Source organism: Nocardia sp. NPDC003345, from assembly GCF_053589395.1.
In genome coordinates this window covers 1-15569 of record NZ_JBSFRU010000135.1, presented here as the reverse complement: position 1 = coordinate 15569, position 15569 = coordinate 1, and the positions used below count along the sequence as shown (strand labels likewise).

The window sequence follows — 15569 nt, the reverse complement described above, 5'->3', positions numbered from 1 at the left end:
CGTTTGGCCACCACCCCCTCGGCACCTTCGTCGCGGCTGCGCCGCAGCGCGTCGGAGCCGCTGCCCGGATAGCGCGGCGGCACCCGCAGCGCCGGGCTCGTCCCGGCGAGCGCCTCCAGTACCCGGCGGCGGTCGCTGTAGCGCTTGCGCAGCAGCGAGGTGCCGTCCAGGTACAGCAGATCGAACGCCAGGAACTCCGCCTGCCGCGGATTCGCTTTCAGCAGTGCGATATTCACCGCGCCGTCGGGTCCGCGAACGATTATCTCCCCGTCCAGTACCGCCTGGTGATCGGCCAGTTCCTCGGCCAGCACCGCCAGCTGCGGATAACGGTCGGTGACATCGTTACCCGCCCGGCTGCGCAACCGCAGTGCGCCGGCGTCGATCTCGACCAGCAACCGGTAGCCGTCCCATTTACGCTCGAACGCCCAGTCCGATTCCGGCAACCCGCCGACCTCGCCGCTGGTGGCCAGCATCGGGGTGAGCCCGCGTGGCAGCTCACCGAGCGCGGGCTGCTCCTTCATCAGATGCATCAGCCACTGATCACCCTCGGTGCGGATCAGCGCGTACCGCCCCCGCAACCGGTCGCCGCGCAGCACCACGATCACTTCGTCGTCGCGCCATTTCTCGGCTCGATAGGTGCCGGTATCCCATACCGACATCTCCCCCGCCCCGTACTCTCCCGCCGGGATGGTGCCCCGGAAATCCAGGTACTCCAGCGGATGGTCCTCGGTGTGCACGGCGAGCCGGTTCTGCCGCGGGCTGTCGGGCGGACCCTTCGGTACCGCCCACGACACCAGCACGCCGTCACGTTCCAGCCGCACATCCCAGTGCAGCCGCCGGGCGTGGTGCTCGTGCACGACATAGCGGTTGTCCGGGCCGCCGCGGGGCGAATGGACGGGTACCGGTTCGGGCGTCCGTGCCGGATCCCGCATCGAGCGGTACCGGGTGAGCGCGTCGTCCATGGGCGGGTCCAGCCCGGCCAGCAGATCACCGCCGGACCGGTAGCGTTCGAGTACCTCGTCGAATCGCAGCTGCCGCAGGTCGTCCGGGTTCTCGAGCTCGTCCCAGGTGCGGGGCGCGGCGGCATTCGGGTCTTCGCGCCCGCGCAGCGAATACGGCGCGATGGTCGTTTTCGACGGGTTGTTCTGACTCCAGTCCAGGAAGACCTTGCCCGTCCGCACCTTCTTCGCCATGGTGGCGGTCACCAGCTCGGGCATCAGCTGTTCCAGGTTGGTGGCCACCTGTTTGGCCACCGTGGAGGCGCCGCCGGGGCCGAGGATCCGATCCAGCGGGACGTAGAGGTGGATACCTTTGCTGCCGCTGGTCAGCGGGTAGGCACGCAGCCCGATCTCGGCGACCATATCCCGGACCCCGAGCGCGACCCGCGCGCATTCGGCCAGCCCGGCGCCGGGCCCGGGATCGAGATCGAAGACCAGCCGGGTGGCCGGGCCGCTGTCGTCGCCGTCGAACCGCCACTGCGGGACGTGGACCTCCAGCGCCGCCTGCTGGCCCAGCCAGACCAGACCGGCCTGCGAGGAGATCACCGGATAGGTGACGGTACGCCCGGAGTGCCGCAGCGACCGGCGCGGCAGCCATTCCGGGACCCCCGCCCCGAGGTTCTTCTCGAAGAAGGAGGATTCGGCGACGCCGTTGGGCCAGCGTATCCGGGTGACGGGCCGTCCCGCCAGATGCGGCAACATGGCCGGGGCGATCTCGGCGTAGTAGTCGATGACCGCGCCCTTGGTGGTGCCGGTCGCCGGATAGAGGACCTTGTCGAGATTGCTCAGCCGTACCTCGACATCCGGCTGCCCCGGTTCACCCCCGAAACTCCGGGCCACCCCGGATCACCGCCGCGGGCCGCCGGCCCGGACCGGCGGGCCGCAGTGGTTCACGGACGCGGGCCCGAACCCGGGGTAGGGGGCTGCCCCGGCCCGCCCGGCTGATCCGGGGGCACCACCTTGCGGGCGGCTTCCTTGCCCTTCTGGATCTTGTCGGAGTATTTGCCCTTGGTCTTCTGGTCGACGAAATCGCCGGCCTTGTCGACCGCTTGGTTGATCTTGTCGGAGTTCTTGGCCGCGACCTCCTGGCCCTTACCGACCAGATTCTTCAGGTTGTCCATCAAGCTCATAGCCGGATTCCTTCCCTGTCACCGTGCGGAACCGTTCACTCCATATCTTCCCACCACGGGCGCGTCGGCGGGAGGTCCGCGATATCGAGCCGTTGCCCGGGTCGCGGCACCGCGATGGCGGTACCCGCGGCCGCGGCGGCGTCCAGCAGCCGGCGCACCGGCTCGGCCCACGGGTGCGGCGCCAGATTGAAGGTCGCCCAGTGGATGGGGATCAGCACTCCCTGGGCCGGATCGCCCTGGGAGAGGTCGGCGTGGGCGCGCACCGCCTCCTCCGGGTTCATATGGATATCGGACCAGTGCGGGTCGTAGGCGCCGATGGGCAGCAGGGTCAGATCGAAGGGCCCGGACTGCGCACCGGTAGCGGCGAAGGCCTTGGTGAAACCGGTATCACCGCCGAAATACGCCCGATGCTCGGGACCGATCAGCGACCAGCCGGCCCACAACGTGGTATTCCGCACCAGCCCGCGACCCGAGAAATGCCGCGCTTCCGCGCAGGTGATGGTCAGGTCGCCGCGGGTGCCCGCCGGGTCCGATACCGAATAGGAACCGCCCCAATCCAATTCGACCACGCGCGCCTCGGGCACACCCCAGTGCCGCAGATGCGCGCCCACGCCGAGCGGCACCACGAACACCGAGCGCTGGGTGGCCACCAGGGTGGCGATGGTATCGGCGTCGAGGTGGTCGTAGTGGTCGTGCGAGATCACCACCGCGTCGATCTCCGGTAGATCCACCAGCTCCACCGGTACCGGATGGATACGGCTCGGCCCGACCAGCCGCGACGGCGACACCCGCTCACTCCACACCGGATCGGTGAGCACGCGGTAGCCGTCGATCTCGACCAGCGCGCTGGCATGCCCGTACCAAGTGACGGCCAGCGCACCGGCCGCGGCGGGCCGTTCCGGTTCGGCCAGCGGGACCGGAACCTTAGGACGCCCCTGGCGCATGGCGGTCACCATCGACAGGATGCCACCGGGATTGTCCCGGACGACGATGGGCGAAGCCGGTTCGGTGTTGTGGAACTGACGGTCGCGATAGCTGCGGGCGCCGGTGGCGGTGGGTGCGATCGCGGAGACCGAGGCGCCCAGCGCCGCCGGTAGACCGTCCAAGGCCCGCACCACCCAGCCGGCCACGGTCATCCCGGCCAGCCCCGCGAACGCGGCGGCGATCGTACGCGGCCGCATCAGCGCCCCTGGAATTTCGGGGCCCGCTTCTCCTTGCGGGCCAGACGGCCTTCTTCGGCGTCCGCGCTGTTCCACGCGGCCTCCAGCGCCCGGTGCTGGATCTGGTTGGCGGCGGCGCGGGTGCCGTCGTCGTTGAGTACGAGTTTCAGGTGCCGCAGCGACAGCGGCGCCAGCTCGGCGATGGATTTCGCCCAGCTCTGGGCGTCGGCGACGGTACCGAGCCGGTTGGCGAAACCGAAGGAGTAGGCGTCGGCGGCCGAGATCGGTTCCGCGCCCAGCAGCAGGGTCCGGGCCGGACCGGCGCCGATCAGCGAGACCAGCCGGCGGATGGTCCAGCTGTCCACCGAGATACCGAGTTTGGCGGCGGGTATCGCCAGGTACGAGTCCGGCGGCAGGACACGCAGATCGGAGGCCAGCGCCAGTTGCACTCCCGCGCCCAGCGCGGGCCCGTTCAACGCCGCGATCACCGGCTGCGGCATCGACTCGATCTCGTGCAGCATGTCCAGCAGGGCATCGAGGAATTCGGTGGAGTACACCCCGTCCAGATCCGCGCCGGCGCTGAACACCGGACCGCGGCCGCTGATGACCACCACCCGGGCGTCACGCTGCGCCTGGGCCAGCGCGTCGCGAAGCTGCACGACGAGGTCCAGATTCAGCGCGTTGCGCCGGTCCTCCCGCTGTAGTTCGATCGTGACGACGTCGCCGTCGCGGTTGACCCCGAGCATGTGTGTCCTTCCCCGCTGAACGAATCCGATACAACAGCCGATAACGATGGGTTACTGCCCACTCTGCCACAGGAGCGGGAACGGCCCGCGTAGGCGAAGCGGCCCCCGGCGGGCGACCGAGGCCGCGCGTGCGGGTCGGCGGGGTGGGACGTTCAGTTCTCCAGGCCGAGCGCGAAGGTCTCGGGATCGGCCCCGGTGCGGGTGCCCGCGTCGAGCCCGGTGACGGCCGCCATCTGGTCGGCGGACAGTTCGAATCCGAAGACGTCGAAGTTCTCCTCGATCCGGCTGGGCGTCACCGATTTCGGGATCACCACGTTGCCCAGCTGCAGATGCCAGCGGATGATGACCTGCGCGGGTGTGCGGCCGACCTCACCGGCGATCCGGGTGACCACCGGATCGTCGAGCAGGGCGCCCTGTCCGAGCGGGCTCCACGCCTCGGTGGCGATGGCGTGCTCGGCGTGGTACTCGCGCAGTTCGCGCTGGACCAGCCGCGGATGCAGCTCGATCTGATTGACCGAGGGGGTCTGACCGGTCTCACCGATCACCCGTTCCAGGTCGGCCACCCGGAAGTTGGATACGCCGATGGAACGCACCAGCCCATCGGATTCGAGCCGCTGAAAGGCCCGGAAGGTGTCGACGAAACGGTCCGCGGCGGGTACCGGCCAGTGGATCAGATAGAGGTCGAGGTATTCCAGGCCCAGCCGCTTCAGGCTCTCGTCGAAGGCGCGCAGTGTCGAGTCGTAGCCCTGATCGGCGTTCCAGAGTTTCGTGGTGACGAAGACCTCGTCACGCGGCAGCCCGAACTGCCGGATGGCCCGGCCGGTGCCTTCCTCGTTCTGGTAGGCCGCGGCGGTGTCGATACTGCGGTAGCCGGCCCGCAGGGCGGCCGTCACCGCATCCACCACCTCCTCGGCCGGAACCTGGAAAACCCCGAAGCCGAGCTGCGGCATCAGGCTGCCGTCGTTCAGGACGATGGGCGGAACTACACCGGTCTCACGTCTGGTGGTCACTGTTCCGACGGTAGAAGCGGTTCGGCGGCAGGTCAACGAAGCCCCCGGCCGTGTCCACTCCCCTCATAGCATTTGAACACCTTGACAAACTGTTGTGTTTTCCTAACACTTTATTGCGTGAGCCCAGTGAGACGCGGGGAAACACTGCCGATATACAACCGGATCGCCGTCCTGCGAGCGGAGCACCGGATGTCGCGGGCGGCCCTGGCCGACAGGGTCGATGTCAATCCCCAGACGATCGGCGCCCTCGAACGCGGCAACCACTATCCGAGCCTGGACCTGGCCCTGCGCATCTGCGACGTGTTCGGCCTGCCGGTGGAGGCGGTGTTCTCCCGGACCGAATTCACGCCCCTGTCGGCCGAGGTGTACTCCCGCGAGAAAGGACAGCAGTCATGACCGCTGCCACCGAACCCACCACCCTCCTCGACCGCTACCGCGCCCGCCGGGTCCGGCGTTGGCCGGCCCGGGAGAAGCAGATCTCCGGGATGCTCCCGGGCTGGCGCACCACCCGGCGCCGGCGGACCCTGGTCGCCGTCACCGCCGCGGCCCTCGGGCTGATGTTCGCCGCCGGGGTGCTGTGCGCGTTCGGGCTCGAATGGGCCGCCCTGCCGGGCGGAGTCGCCGCCCTGCTATTCCTGCCCGCGTGGACCATGGTGCGGATCGTCGCCGACGCCCAGGACAACGCACCGGCCGACACCCTCGACGAATTGGAATTCGCGCAGCGGGAGACCGCCCGGTCCCTGGGGCTGACGATCACCCAGACGCTGTCGGTGTTCCCGATCATGTATCTGATCTGGGCCGGCGCCCTGTTCCCGGAGGCCGACGCCTTCCGGACCGCCTACGCGGGCGGCGTCATGATCCTGGCGACCCTGCTCGCGGGCGGTTGCGCACCGGCGATGATCCTGGCCTGGACCGAAACCGACCTCGAACCGGAGGACTGACGCGCCGGGCGGCTACCGCGGCACCCCCAGCCGGCGGTACCGCGCGCTCCGGGCCGCTCGCAGCTCGGCCGCCGATCTACCGGCGAGTCCGGCCAGTTCCTCCCCGATAGCCGCCACCATGCGGCGGGCGAACTCGATGGGTTCGTCCGCCGCGTCGGGATACTCCGGAACGATACGGTCCACGATCCCGTCGGCCAGCAGATCGGCCGACCGGATGCGCTGTGCCGCAGCCAGTTCCGGAGCATGCCCGGTATCGCGGTACACGATCGCGCTGGCGCCCTCGGGCGGCAGTGGTGCGAGCCAGCCGTGCGTCGCCGCCAGCACCCTGTCCGCCGGAAGCAGTGCCAGCGCGCCACCGCCCGTGCCCTGGCCCAGCAGCACCGACACGGTGGGAGTATCCAGCGTCACCAGATCGGCCAGGCAGCGGGCGATCTCCGGCGCCAGCCCACGTTCCTCGGCCTCTTTGGACAGGGCGGCGCCGATCGTATCGATCACCAGCACCAGCGGAAGTCCCAGTTCGGCCGCCAGCTGCATACTCCTGCGGGCCTCCCGCAACGCGGCGGGGCCCATAGTGTGTTCGGGGTCCTGATTGGTGCGGTCGTGCCCGAAGACCACGCAGGGCCAGCCCCGGAACCGCGCCAGCGCCAGCACCGCCGTCCGGTCGGTTTCCCCCTGACCCGTACCGCTGAGCGGTACGCGCTGCGTGGCCCGGCGCAGCAACTCACGCATACCCGGCCGGTCCGGACGCCGCGAACTCAGCACCGCCTCCCATGCCTCGGCCGGCGCGAGATCCCCGCCGGCGGCCGGCCCCCGGCGGGCGGGCGTATCCGGGATACGCACGGCGCCGCTGAAAACGCTCAAGGCCCGATGTGCGATACGCCGGAACACGGTGACATCGACGACCCCGTCGATCACCCCGGTGCGATAGAGGTTCTCCGCGATCTGCACGCCCTCCGGAAACGGCCGGTCGTACAGCGCCTCGTAGACCCGGGGCCCCAGGAACCCGATGAGCGCGCCCGGTTCGGCGAAGGTGATATGCCCGAGCGACCCCCAGGACGCGAACACCCCGCCCATGGTCGGATTGCGCAGGTACACCACGTAGGGGTTACCGGCCGACTTGTGCGCGGCGACGGCGCCCGCGATCTTCACCATCTGCACGAAAGCGAGGGTGCCCTCCTGCATCCGGGTCCCGCCGGAGGTCGGAGACGCCACCAGGGGCAGCCCGGACGCGGTCGCGCGCTCGACGGCGGAAACCACCCGCTCGGCCGCCGCGACCCCGATCGACCCGGCCAGGAACCCGAACTCGCAGGCGATCACCGCGATCCGGCGCCCACGCAGCAGACCCTCACCGGTGAGTACGGCCTCGTCGGTGCCCGCCGCATCGGCCGCCCCGGCCAGCGCCGACCGATAATCCTCGGTCCGCGCCACCGGGAGCGGCGGAGCGTCCCAGCTCACGAATGTGCCCGGATCGAGCAGCGTATCGAGGAACGTCCGGGCGCCCAGACGCCCCGAGCGGCGCGTCATCGGCCGGCCGGCAGGTCGGCCGGCGCCGCGACAGTCGTTACCGGCACGCCGCCCAGTATGGCGTGGACCGGCTCAGTAGCCGCGGGTGACCTTCTGCAGCGCATACTCGGTGAGCCGGACGAGAGCTTCCTTGGCCGGTTCCCGGCGCCGGGCATCGATCGGCATGATCGGCACATCGGCGGGGACCGCCAGCGCCTGCCGGATGTCCTCGATCGGATACTGCGGGGCGTCGTCGAACTGGTTGAGCGCGACGAGGAACGGCAGGTTACGCGCCTCGAAGTAGTCGACCGCGGCGAAGCTGTCCTCCAGCCGGCGGGTATCGATCAGCACCACCGCACCGATCGCACCGCGGATCAGGTCGTCCCACATGAACCAGAATCGGTACTGACCCGGGGTACCGAAGAGGTAGAGCACCAGGTCTTCGGCCAGACTGATCCGGCCGAAGTCCATCGCCACCGTGGTGGTGGATTTGCTCTCGATACCCGCGAGACTGTCGATCCCGGCACTGGCGTTTGTCACCAGAGCCTCGGTTCTCAACGGGACGATTTCCGAAACTGCCCCCACCAGCGTCGTTTTGCCCACGCCGAACCCACCTGCCACCACGATCTTCGCCGAGGTCGGCTTGCTGAGGCGGGTATCGACCTGCGCCGTCGAATCATATACGCCGGAGTCCACTGAGAACCCTTTCGATCAGCTCGCGACGTTCATCGTCGCTGGAATCGTCTTTCAATGTCGCCGAAACGCGGACATGCCCGGCTTCGATCAGGTCCGCTACAAGTACCCGCGCCACCCCGATCGGTATACCCAGTCGAGCCGCTAGTTCGGCGACCGACGGCGACTCCCTGCAAAGCTCGACTATCGAGTTTTCGATATTGCTCAGTTCGTACTGGCGTTCGAGCGATATGGGATGGGACGCGACGAGAGCCTCGAGCGCCAACTCGACCTTGGGTCTGGTCCGACCGGCAGTCAGCGAGTACGGGCGCACGAGACTGGGCTCGGAGCCTCCCACGCGGTGATCCTCTATGTCCATCCCACCATCAGGAACCCATTGTGACGCGCGGAGTGGCCTGAACTGTCTGGCCTACGCGTTCGACCAACAACGCCATCTCGTATCCGACCTGTCCGATATCGCAGGACGTATTGGTCAGGACCGCGAGATATGAGCCATCGCCCACCGCCATCAGCAGCAGGTAGCCGTGCTCCATTTCGACGACGGACTGCAGTACCGTGCCGCCTTCGAAAAGATTGGACACACCCACCGAGAGACTGGCCAGGCCGGCCGTGACAGCGGAGAGCTGCTCGGCGCGGTCGACCGGTAGCTGGGCACTCGCCGCCATCAGCAGGCCGTCGGCCGAAACCAGAACGGCATGGGCTACGCCAGGAACCTCGCCTGCGAAGTTCGAAACCAGCCAATCCAACTGACGGTTCGTACCACCTAGTTCGGGGTTCATCGGTCTCCTTTGTCTCCGGTTAGGTTCATTGCTCTCATTGCGCGGCCATCCCGAACACCTTGCTGGTGCCGACTCAAACTAGACCTGATCGTCTCGGGATTGCGACTCGGCGTACGCTCCTGGGCGCCGTTGACGGCGCCGGGTACCAACCGGCCGCCCGGATTCCGCTGCGGCAGACCCGCCGCGGTACGGCTCTCGGACTGCGCTTCGCTGGCCCGGCGAGCCGCCGTCCAGCCTTCGTCACCCGGGGATTCGAAGGACGCGACGGCCTGCGAGCGATCCGTATTCGGATCCGACAGCCACGCGGACATCATTTCGGCGAAGATGGGCGTTCCGCCCATCACGCTGTCGGGCTCCTCGGCCGGCTGCAACCGGGTCTGGAAGAACGACGCCGCTTTCGCCGGGTTGGATTTGTAGCTGTGCCTTCCGGGTTCCCGGGAGGCCGTGGCGTCCTCGGCGGGCGCGGATTCGCGCGGCAGCGCCACTCCGGGCGGGTTGTCGAACCGCTCGGCCGTATAGCCGCCCGGCTCCCGCTGCGGCAACCCACCGGTCTCGGCGGGGCTCCGGCGCGGAGCCGCGCCACGCTGGGGCAGGCCGCCGGTGGATTCCCGTGCGGGCGCGCCGTTTCCGGACTGGGCGCCGCGCTGCGGCAGACCGCCGCCGGGCGCGGGACGCCGGGGGGGCAGCCCGTTGCCGGGGGTATCGCGCCGGGAGGGCAACCCGTCGGCGGGCTCACGCTGGACCGGTAGCTCACCGGAGGACTCGCGGGCGGGTAGACCGTTCGAGGCGGGTTCCCGCCTGGTCGGCAGGCCGCCGGAGGCGGTATCGGCCGCGGGCCGCGGTTCCCGGTCACGCCGGGGGGGCTCACCCGGGCCCGATCCACGTTGCGGCAGACCGGAACCGCCCGTGTCACGAGTGGGTGAGCCGTTCGCACCCGGGTCACGCTGCGGCAGGCCGCCGGATTCACGCTGCGGCAGGCCACCCGGCTCGCGCCGCGGCAGACCACCCGGCTCACGCTGGGGCAACCCGCCGGATTCACGCTGGGGCAGACCACCCGACTGCCGCTGCGGCAGACCGCCGGGGCCCGTCTGGCCCGGTTGACGTGACGGCAGCCCGGACGGACGCGGCGGCGCGGCTGCGGTATCGGACGGAGATTCGGTGGGCCGCTGGGCCTCCGGTCGCGCCGGGGGCGCCTGCCGGTTCGCCGGGGCACCGTTCACGCCCGGCTGTCGCTGCGGCAGCCCGCCGGAGCCCGGCTGCGACGCACCTCCGGCACCCGGCTGCCGCTGCGGCAGTCCACCGGGACCGGCCGGGGTCTCGCGCGGCGGGGGCCCGCCCGCCGAGGAGTCACCCGGGGTACGCGGCGGAAGCGTCGGCGTGGCGCCGCCCGGACCGACATTGCGCTTGGGCAGATTCGCGGCGGCCAGTTTGCCGCGCTGCGGAGCGCTACCCGCGCTGGCCTGCCGGAGGCTGGTGATGCCTTCGTTCTGGGCCGTGCCGGCGGGCATCGCGTTGCCCGGCTGGCGCTGCGGCAACCCACCGGGACCCGTCGGCGCGGGACCGGCCGGGCGCTCCGGCGGCTTGGGACGCTCCACCGCGGGCAGCGGACCGCTCATACCGGGGTCGACGGTGACCACCATGTTGCCGGCCGCGGTGCGGCTGATCCCACGGGTCTGCATCGACGAACCACCGGCATTGCGCAGCGCGGCGGCCGCGGCCTCGTCCGGGGATTCTTCCTTCGTCTTCTTACCGGCGTCGGAGGGCACCAGGGGCTGGGGTCCCGATCCGGTGGCCAGCGGCAGGATCTGGGTTTCACCGGCCACGATCAGGCTCATCGGCACATGCACGGTGACAGTGACGCCGGGATCACGCGCGGTATCGAACGTCGGCCGCAGCCGCACATTGAGGCCGTGGCGTTCCGCGAGGCGGCCCACCACGAACAGGCCCATATGACGCGCGGTATCGGGGCCGGGCTCGGCGGTGCTCTCCAGGCGGCGGTTGATCTCGGCCATCTCGCTGGGCGGCATACCGATACCGCGGTCGGCGACCTCGATCAGCAGACCCTGATCGTGCGCCTGCGCGAAGGTGAACTTCACATCGGTTTCCGGCGGCGAGGCGCGCAGCGCGTTGTCGAGCAGCTCGGCGAACAGATGCGCCATATCGGAGGCGGCCGGTTCGATCAGCGCACCACGCGGGGTAGCACCCAGCTTGACGCGTTCGTAGTCCTCGACCTCGGAGATCGCGGCGCGGAGTACGTCGGCGATCTCGACGGGGGCGGATTTGGCACGGCGCTGTTTGGTACCGGCCAGAATCAGCAGGTTGTCGCCGTTACGGCGCATACGCGCGGCGAGGTGGTCCAGCCGGAAGAGGTTCTCCAGCAGGCGCGGATCCTTCTCGTCGTACTCCATCGCCTCGATGAGGCTGAGCTGATGGTCGACGAGCGATTTACTGCGCCGCGCCAGGGTCTCGAACATATCGTTGACCTGGGAACGCATCTGAGCCTGATCACTGGCCAGGCGGAGGGCCTGACCGTGGATATCGTCGATGGCGCGGGCCAGCTGGCCGATCTCCTCCTCGGAGCGGATCGGCATCGGCTCCAGCGGCACCTCTTCGGGCGAGGCGCCGGTCCGCAGCTGCGCGACCTCGTCGGGCAGATCGCTTTCGGCCACCCGCAGCGCGGCCAGGCGCAGCCGGTGCAGCGGCACGATCATCGACCGCGCCACGAAGACCGCCAGCAGCAGCGCCGCGAGGATCGTCAGCAGCACGACGATCGAATAGACGACGGCGTCGGACAGGGCCTTGTCGGCCAGTCCCCGCACTCCGTCGTCGATCGCGGTGGTGGCCTCACCGATCAGTTTGTCGGTGGTGGCGGTGCTGTCCAGCAGCGACTGCCGGGCCTCGCCCAGCGGCAGCCGGCCCGCCTGCGCCTCCGGGGTCTGCAGCAGACCCGAGCGGTAGTCGATGCCCTGGCGCAGCACCGTGATGTCCGGGTCCTCGCCGTTGTAGCGCTGGCTCAGGATGTTCAGCTGCTGACGCTCGGTATTGGTCGCCGTGAGGTAGGCCTGCTCGCCGGATTCCTGGTTGCGCAGCAATTCGGCCGCCGCGGTGATCTCACCGACCATGGTGGCCCGCAGGTTCAGCGCGTCCGCCAGACGCAACTTGTCCGGGTCGATGGACGAATCACTGACCTCGCCCAGAATGGATTCCACCGCGCGGACACCGGCGTTACGGGCCGAGTCCAGTACGGCCACGGCCTCGTTCGGCGGCAGGTTCGACGGTGCGGTACCACCGGCCCGCACCCCCTTGGCCTGATCGATCATCTCCGACAGCGCCTGGTGGGCCGCGGGTACGTCGTCCAGCTCGCCGAGGGCCGACTCGGCCGCGGCGATCGTGCTGTCCAGAGTGGTGAGGTTGTCGTCGGTGACCAGCGACCGGCCCGGGGCGATGGAGATGGCCTGGGAGCCGGCGACCGTCGAGGTGGCCGAGCTGAGGTCGATGACGGCGGGTACGAGGCTGACGTTGTCGGAGGCCGAGCCCAGCCGGTTCGCCTCGCCCCACTCCGCCGATATCCTGGACACGCCGAGCCCGACCGCAACCGCCAACGGCACGGCCAGCACGGCCGTAACCTTCCAGCGAAGGTCCCAGTTACTCAGCGCCCAGCGCTTCGTGCCGGACCTAGCGGCGTCACGCATTCCCACTCACTTTCCAACCTGGCCCCAGCCATGCACCATCAGCGAAACTCCACACTCGCATAGTGGCTCGACGGGTGGAGCTGCCCGTGGGTCGCGGCTGGCCGAGAAATTGCGTCTACGACGGACCGAATTTGTGTCATCAGATTCTAACGGATCAATAACTTCTTGGTGTACTCAGCCCGGGTTCTCGCACATTGACCAGCCGGTTACAGGCATAAGCCATGGTCGCGACACCCGCCTGGGGGTCGCGTGAAGTCTGCCACAATCGTGCTGATCTATCGAGGCGGGGATTGCGGCGAGCTAGGGAGCACGGGTGAACGCGAGGAACGAGTATCGACCGGTCTATCAGACCAGCCTGGTCGATCCGGCCGAGTTCTGGTCCCGCGCGGCGTCCGCCATCGACTGGGATATACCCCCCGAGAAGGCGATCGACACCGATCGCAAGTCATCGCGCTGGTTTCCCGACGCCCGGCTCAATACCTGCTACAACGCGCTGGACCGGCATGTGGCGGCCGGACTGGCCGGGCAACCGGCCTTGATCTACGAATCCGCGATGACCGCCGGCAGCCGGACCTACACCTATGCCGAATTGCTCGACGAGGTCGCGCGGTGCGCGGGGGCGATGCGAGATCTCGGCGTGACCGTCGGTGACCGGGTGGTGATCTACCTGCCGATGATTCCCGAGGCGGTGGTCGCCATGCTGGCCTGCGCCCGCATCGGAGCGGTGCATTCGGTGGTGTTCGGCGGTTTCGCGGCGCCCGAGCTGGCCGCTCGCATCGACGACGCCGAACCGGTGCTGATCGTGACCGCCTCCGGCGGGCTGGAACCCGGTCGCACGATCGAATACCCGCCGATCGTGGCGCGGGCACTCGAACTCACCGAGACCACGGCCCCTCGCGCCGTCCTGGTGAAACACCGCGCCGAATTCGCCGCGGCCCAACCGGAACCCACCGCCGGCGCGACCGTACGCTGGGCGGACTGGGATCGGGCGATGGCCCGCGCCGACGACGCCGCACCCGTCTCCGTCGCGGCCACCGATCCGCTGTACGTGCTCTACACCTCGGGCACCACGGGTAAACCGAAAGGCGTGGTCCGCGACAACGGCGGGCACGCGGTCGCGCTGGCCTGGTCCATGCGCAACATCTACGACATCGGCCCGGGCCGGATCATCTGGGCGGCCTCCGATGTGGGCTGGGTGGTCGGCCACTCCTATATCGTCTACGCGCCACTGCTCGCGGGTGCGACAACCCTGCTCTACGAGGGCAAACCGGTCGGCACCCCGGACGCGGGGGCGTTCTGGCGGATAGTCGCGAAGCATCAGGTGAACGCCCTGTTCACCGCACCCACGGCCTTGCGGGCGATCCGCCGTGCCGACCCTTCGGCGACCATGGCGCGCGACCACGATCTCACCTCGCTGCGCGCCCTGTTCTGCGCCGGCGAACGGCTCGATCCGGCCACCTACCACTGGGCCGCGGAAACCCTGCTGAACGGCAGGGACGACTGCCCCGTGGTCGACCATTGGTGGCAGACCGAGACCGGCTGGCCCATCTGCGCCAACCCCCTCGGCCTGCAGCGGCTGCCGATCAAACCCGGGTCGGCGTCGGTGCCGGTGCCGGGCTATCGGCTGCGGGTACTGGATTCCTCCGGCAACCCGGTGGCGGCGGGCACCGAGGGCACCATCGTGATCGGGCTACCCCTGCCGCCCGGCGCGCTCACCGGGCTGTGGCATGACGAAGAACGGTACAAACGTTCCTATCTCTCGGCCTACCCCGGCCATTTCCTCACCGGCGATTCCGGCTATTTCGACGAGGACGGTTACCTTTTCGTCCTCGGACGCAGCGACGACGTGATCAATATGGCCGGCCACCGCCTTTCCGCGGGCAGTATCGAAGCCGCCGTCGCCGGCCACGAAGCCGTCGCGGAATGCGCCGTGATCGGACTTCCCGATGAACTCAAAGGACAACGTCCCATCGCTTACGTCGTACTCAAATCCGACGCAGTGATCGATATCGAAACTCTGCGTGAGGAATTGAGCGAACGGGTCCGTACTCAGATCGGCCCGATCGCCGGACTACACGACGCGGTGGTCGTCCCCGCCCTGCCCAAGACCCGCTCCGGCAAGATTCTGAGAAAGACCCTCCGGCAGATGACAGCGGGCGAAAACTTCGAAACTCCCTCCACCATCGAGGATCCCACCGTCCTCGACCAACTGGCCCGGATCGTCCGGCACCCGCAAAACACAAACTCCTCTTAAGAAATCTTCAGAGATCGGCCAACACCGCCCAATACGGTCTGAGATGTCCGCGAGCCGGCACCCGGCTCGACACGACACCGTAGGAGGCAGTAACACCCATGGCACTCTCCACGACCCGCAAGCGCGGCACCTTCGGCCTCACCGCCCTCGCCCTCGGCGCGGCGGCCACGGCATTCATCGCCCCCGCCGTCGCCTCGGCGGGCCCACTGGAAATGGCCGAGCCCCTGCTGACCAGCGAATGCTCCTTCGCCCAGGTCGACGCCGCCCTCCACGACCAGGCTCCGGAACTCGCGGCCATGCTGGACAACAACCCCGACCTCAAGTCCCAGCTGCAGACGAAGTTCGACCAGCCCGTCGAACAGCGCCGCGCCGAACTCCAGCAGTACATAGAGCAGAACCCCCAGGCCGCCCAGCAGGCCCAGAACGACCCCCGCGCCCAGCAGTTGCAGGCCACCCTCCAGGGCGTAGCGGACACCTGCCAGAACTACTGAGGACTCGGCGCGCACCCGAAAAATAGCGCGCACCCGAAAATTGGTGCGCACCCGCCGTCAAGGGTTCGGCTGTAATTTTGGAGCGGCTCCGCCGCTCGAGGTTCGGCCCCCTGAGCGTCGGCTTTCCGCCCTCGAGACTCGCGGCTGCGCCGCCTCGCTTCGAGGGCGGAAA

General features: G+C 69.0%; 14 protein-coding genes. 4 read left to right on the top strand and 10 right to left on the bottom strand.

Annotated features, from left to right (window positions below; all coding sequences use genetic code 11):
• From ligD to ACWDU1_RS16550, 5 genes are all read right to left on the bottom strand, one after another.
• Positions 1-1838, bottom strand: a 1838-nt coding sequence (ligD, locus tag ACWDU1_RS16570; protein WP_449999345.1) for a non-homologous end-joining DNA ligase, incomplete at its 3' end; no start/stop codon positions are given.
• A 50-nt stretch (positions 1839-1888) separates the two neighbouring features.
• The gene (locus ACWDU1_RS16565) at positions 1889-2128 is read right to left on the bottom strand and encodes an antitoxin (protein WP_449999344.1); all 240 of its coding nucleotides are present in this window, start codon (positions 2126-2128) and stop codon (positions 1889-1891) included.
• Between the two features lie 35 nt (positions 2129-2163).
• Positions 2164-3309: an MBL fold metallo-hydrolase gene (locus ACWDU1_RS16560; protein WP_449999342.1), complete on the bottom strand. Its 1146-nt coding sequence runs from the start codon at positions 3307-3309 to the stop codon at positions 2164-2166.
• Complete coding sequence (locus ACWDU1_RS16555) at positions 3309-4034, bottom strand: enoyl-CoA hydratase (RefSeq protein WP_449999341.1); 726 nt, start codon at positions 4032-4034, stop codon at positions 3309-3311. Before ACWDU1_RS16555 ends, ACWDU1_RS16560 begins: the two co-directional genes overlap by 1 nt.
• A gap of 152 nt (positions 4035-4186) precedes the next feature.
• The gene (locus ACWDU1_RS16550; RefSeq protein ID WP_449999339.1) at positions 4187-5044 is read right to left on the bottom strand and encodes an aldo/keto reductase; all 858 of its coding nucleotides are present in this window, start codon (positions 5042-5044) and stop codon (positions 4187-4189) included.
• Positions 5045-5161: 117 nt separating this feature from the next.
• Between ACWDU1_RS16550 and ACWDU1_RS16545 the strand changes: the two genes are divergently transcribed.
• Positions 5162-5440, top strand: coding sequence for a helix-turn-helix transcriptional regulator (locus ACWDU1_RS16545; protein ID WP_449999337.1), 279 nt, complete (start codon positions 5162-5164; stop codon positions 5438-5440).
• Positions 5437-5985, top strand: a complete 549-nt coding sequence (locus tag ACWDU1_RS16540; protein ID WP_449999336.1) for a hypothetical protein — start codon at positions 5437-5439, stop codon at positions 5983-5985. Before ACWDU1_RS16545 ends, ACWDU1_RS16540 begins: the two co-directional genes overlap by 4 nt.
• A gap of 12 nt (positions 5986-5997) precedes the next feature.
• Here the strand turns inward: ACWDU1_RS16540 and ACWDU1_RS16535 are convergent, their stop codons facing one another.
• From ACWDU1_RS16535 to ACWDU1_RS16515, 5 genes are all read right to left on the bottom strand, one after another.
• Positions 5998-7509, bottom strand: a complete 1512-nt coding sequence (locus ACWDU1_RS16535; RefSeq protein ID WP_449999334.1) for a carboxyl transferase domain-containing protein — start codon at positions 7507-7509, stop codon at positions 5998-6000.
• 72 nt (positions 7510-7581) lie between these two features.
• Complete coding sequence (locus tag ACWDU1_RS16530) at positions 7582-8184, bottom strand: GTP-binding protein (RefSeq protein ID WP_449999332.1); 603 nt, start codon at positions 8182-8184, stop codon at positions 7582-7584.
• A complete protein-coding gene (locus tag ACWDU1_RS16525) occupies positions 8165-8539 on the bottom strand; it encodes a DUF742 domain-containing protein (RefSeq protein ID WP_030522783.1) in 375 nt (124 codons plus the stop codon). The genes ACWDU1_RS16530 and ACWDU1_RS16525 overlap by 20 nt, the downstream gene beginning before the upstream one ends.
• 7 nt (positions 8540-8546) lie before the next feature.
• A complete protein-coding gene (locus ACWDU1_RS16520) occupies positions 8547-8960 on the bottom strand; it encodes a roadblock/LC7 domain-containing protein (protein ID WP_030522784.1) in 414 nt (137 codons plus the stop codon).
• Positions 8957-12652, bottom strand: coding sequence for an ATP-binding protein (locus tag ACWDU1_RS16515; RefSeq protein WP_449999331.1), 3696 nt, complete (start codon positions 12650-12652; stop codon positions 8957-8959). Before ACWDU1_RS16515 ends, ACWDU1_RS16520 begins: the two co-directional genes overlap by 4 nt.
• 313 nt (positions 12653-12965) lie before the next feature.
• On the opposite strand from ACWDU1_RS16515, the gene ACWDU1_RS16510 reads away from it, so the two are divergent.
• Complete coding sequence (locus ACWDU1_RS16510; RefSeq protein WP_449999329.1) at positions 12966-14906, top strand: AMP-binding protein; 1941 nt, start codon at positions 12966-12968, stop codon at positions 14904-14906.
• Positions 14907-15004: 98 nt separating this feature from the next.
• On the top strand, positions 15005-15397 hold the full coding sequence (locus ACWDU1_RS16505; RefSeq protein WP_449999328.1) for a hemophore-related protein: 393 nt from the start codon (positions 15005-15007) through the stop codon (positions 15395-15397).
• Positions 15398-15569: the final 172 nt, after the last annotated feature.

What these genes read in the sequence shown, in the direction of transcription:
- ACWDU1_RS16565 (WP_449999344.1), bottom strand. Translation starts at nt 2,128, where the DNA reads ATGAGCTTGATGGACAACCTGAAGAATCTGGTCGGTAAGGGCCAGGAG.
- ACWDU1_RS16560 (WP_449999342.1), bottom strand. Translation starts at nt 3,309, where the DNA reads ATGCGGCCGCGTACGATCGCCGCCGCGTTCGCGGGGCTGGCCGGGATG.
- ACWDU1_RS16555 (WP_449999341.1), bottom strand. Translation starts at nt 4,034, where the DNA reads ATGCTCGGGGTCAACCGCGACGGCGACGTCGTCACGATCGAACTACAG.
- ACWDU1_RS16540 (WP_449999336.1), top strand. Translation starts at nt 5,437, where the DNA reads ATGACCGCTGCCACCGAACCCACCACCCTCCTCGACCGCTACCGCGCC.
- ACWDU1_RS16535 (WP_449999334.1), bottom strand. Translation starts at nt 7,509, where the DNA reads ATGACGCGCCGCTCGGGGCGTCTGGGCGCCCGGACGTTCCTCGATACG.
- ACWDU1_RS16525 (WP_030522783.1), bottom strand. Translation starts at nt 8,539, where the DNA reads ATGGACATAGAGGATCACCGCGTGGGAGGCTCCGAGCCCAGTCTCGTG.
- ACWDU1_RS16520 (WP_030522784.1), bottom strand. Translation starts at nt 8,960, where the DNA reads ATGAACCCCGAACTAGGTGGTACGAACCGTCAGTTGGATTGGCTGGTT.
- ACWDU1_RS16515 (WP_449999331.1), bottom strand. Translation starts at nt 12,652, where the DNA reads ATGCGTGACGCCGCTAGGTCCGGCACGAAGCGCTGGGCGCTGAGTAAC.
- ACWDU1_RS16505 (WP_449999328.1), top strand. Translation starts at nt 15,005, where the DNA reads ATGGCACTCTCCACGACCCGCAAGCGCGGCACCTTCGGCCTCACCGCC.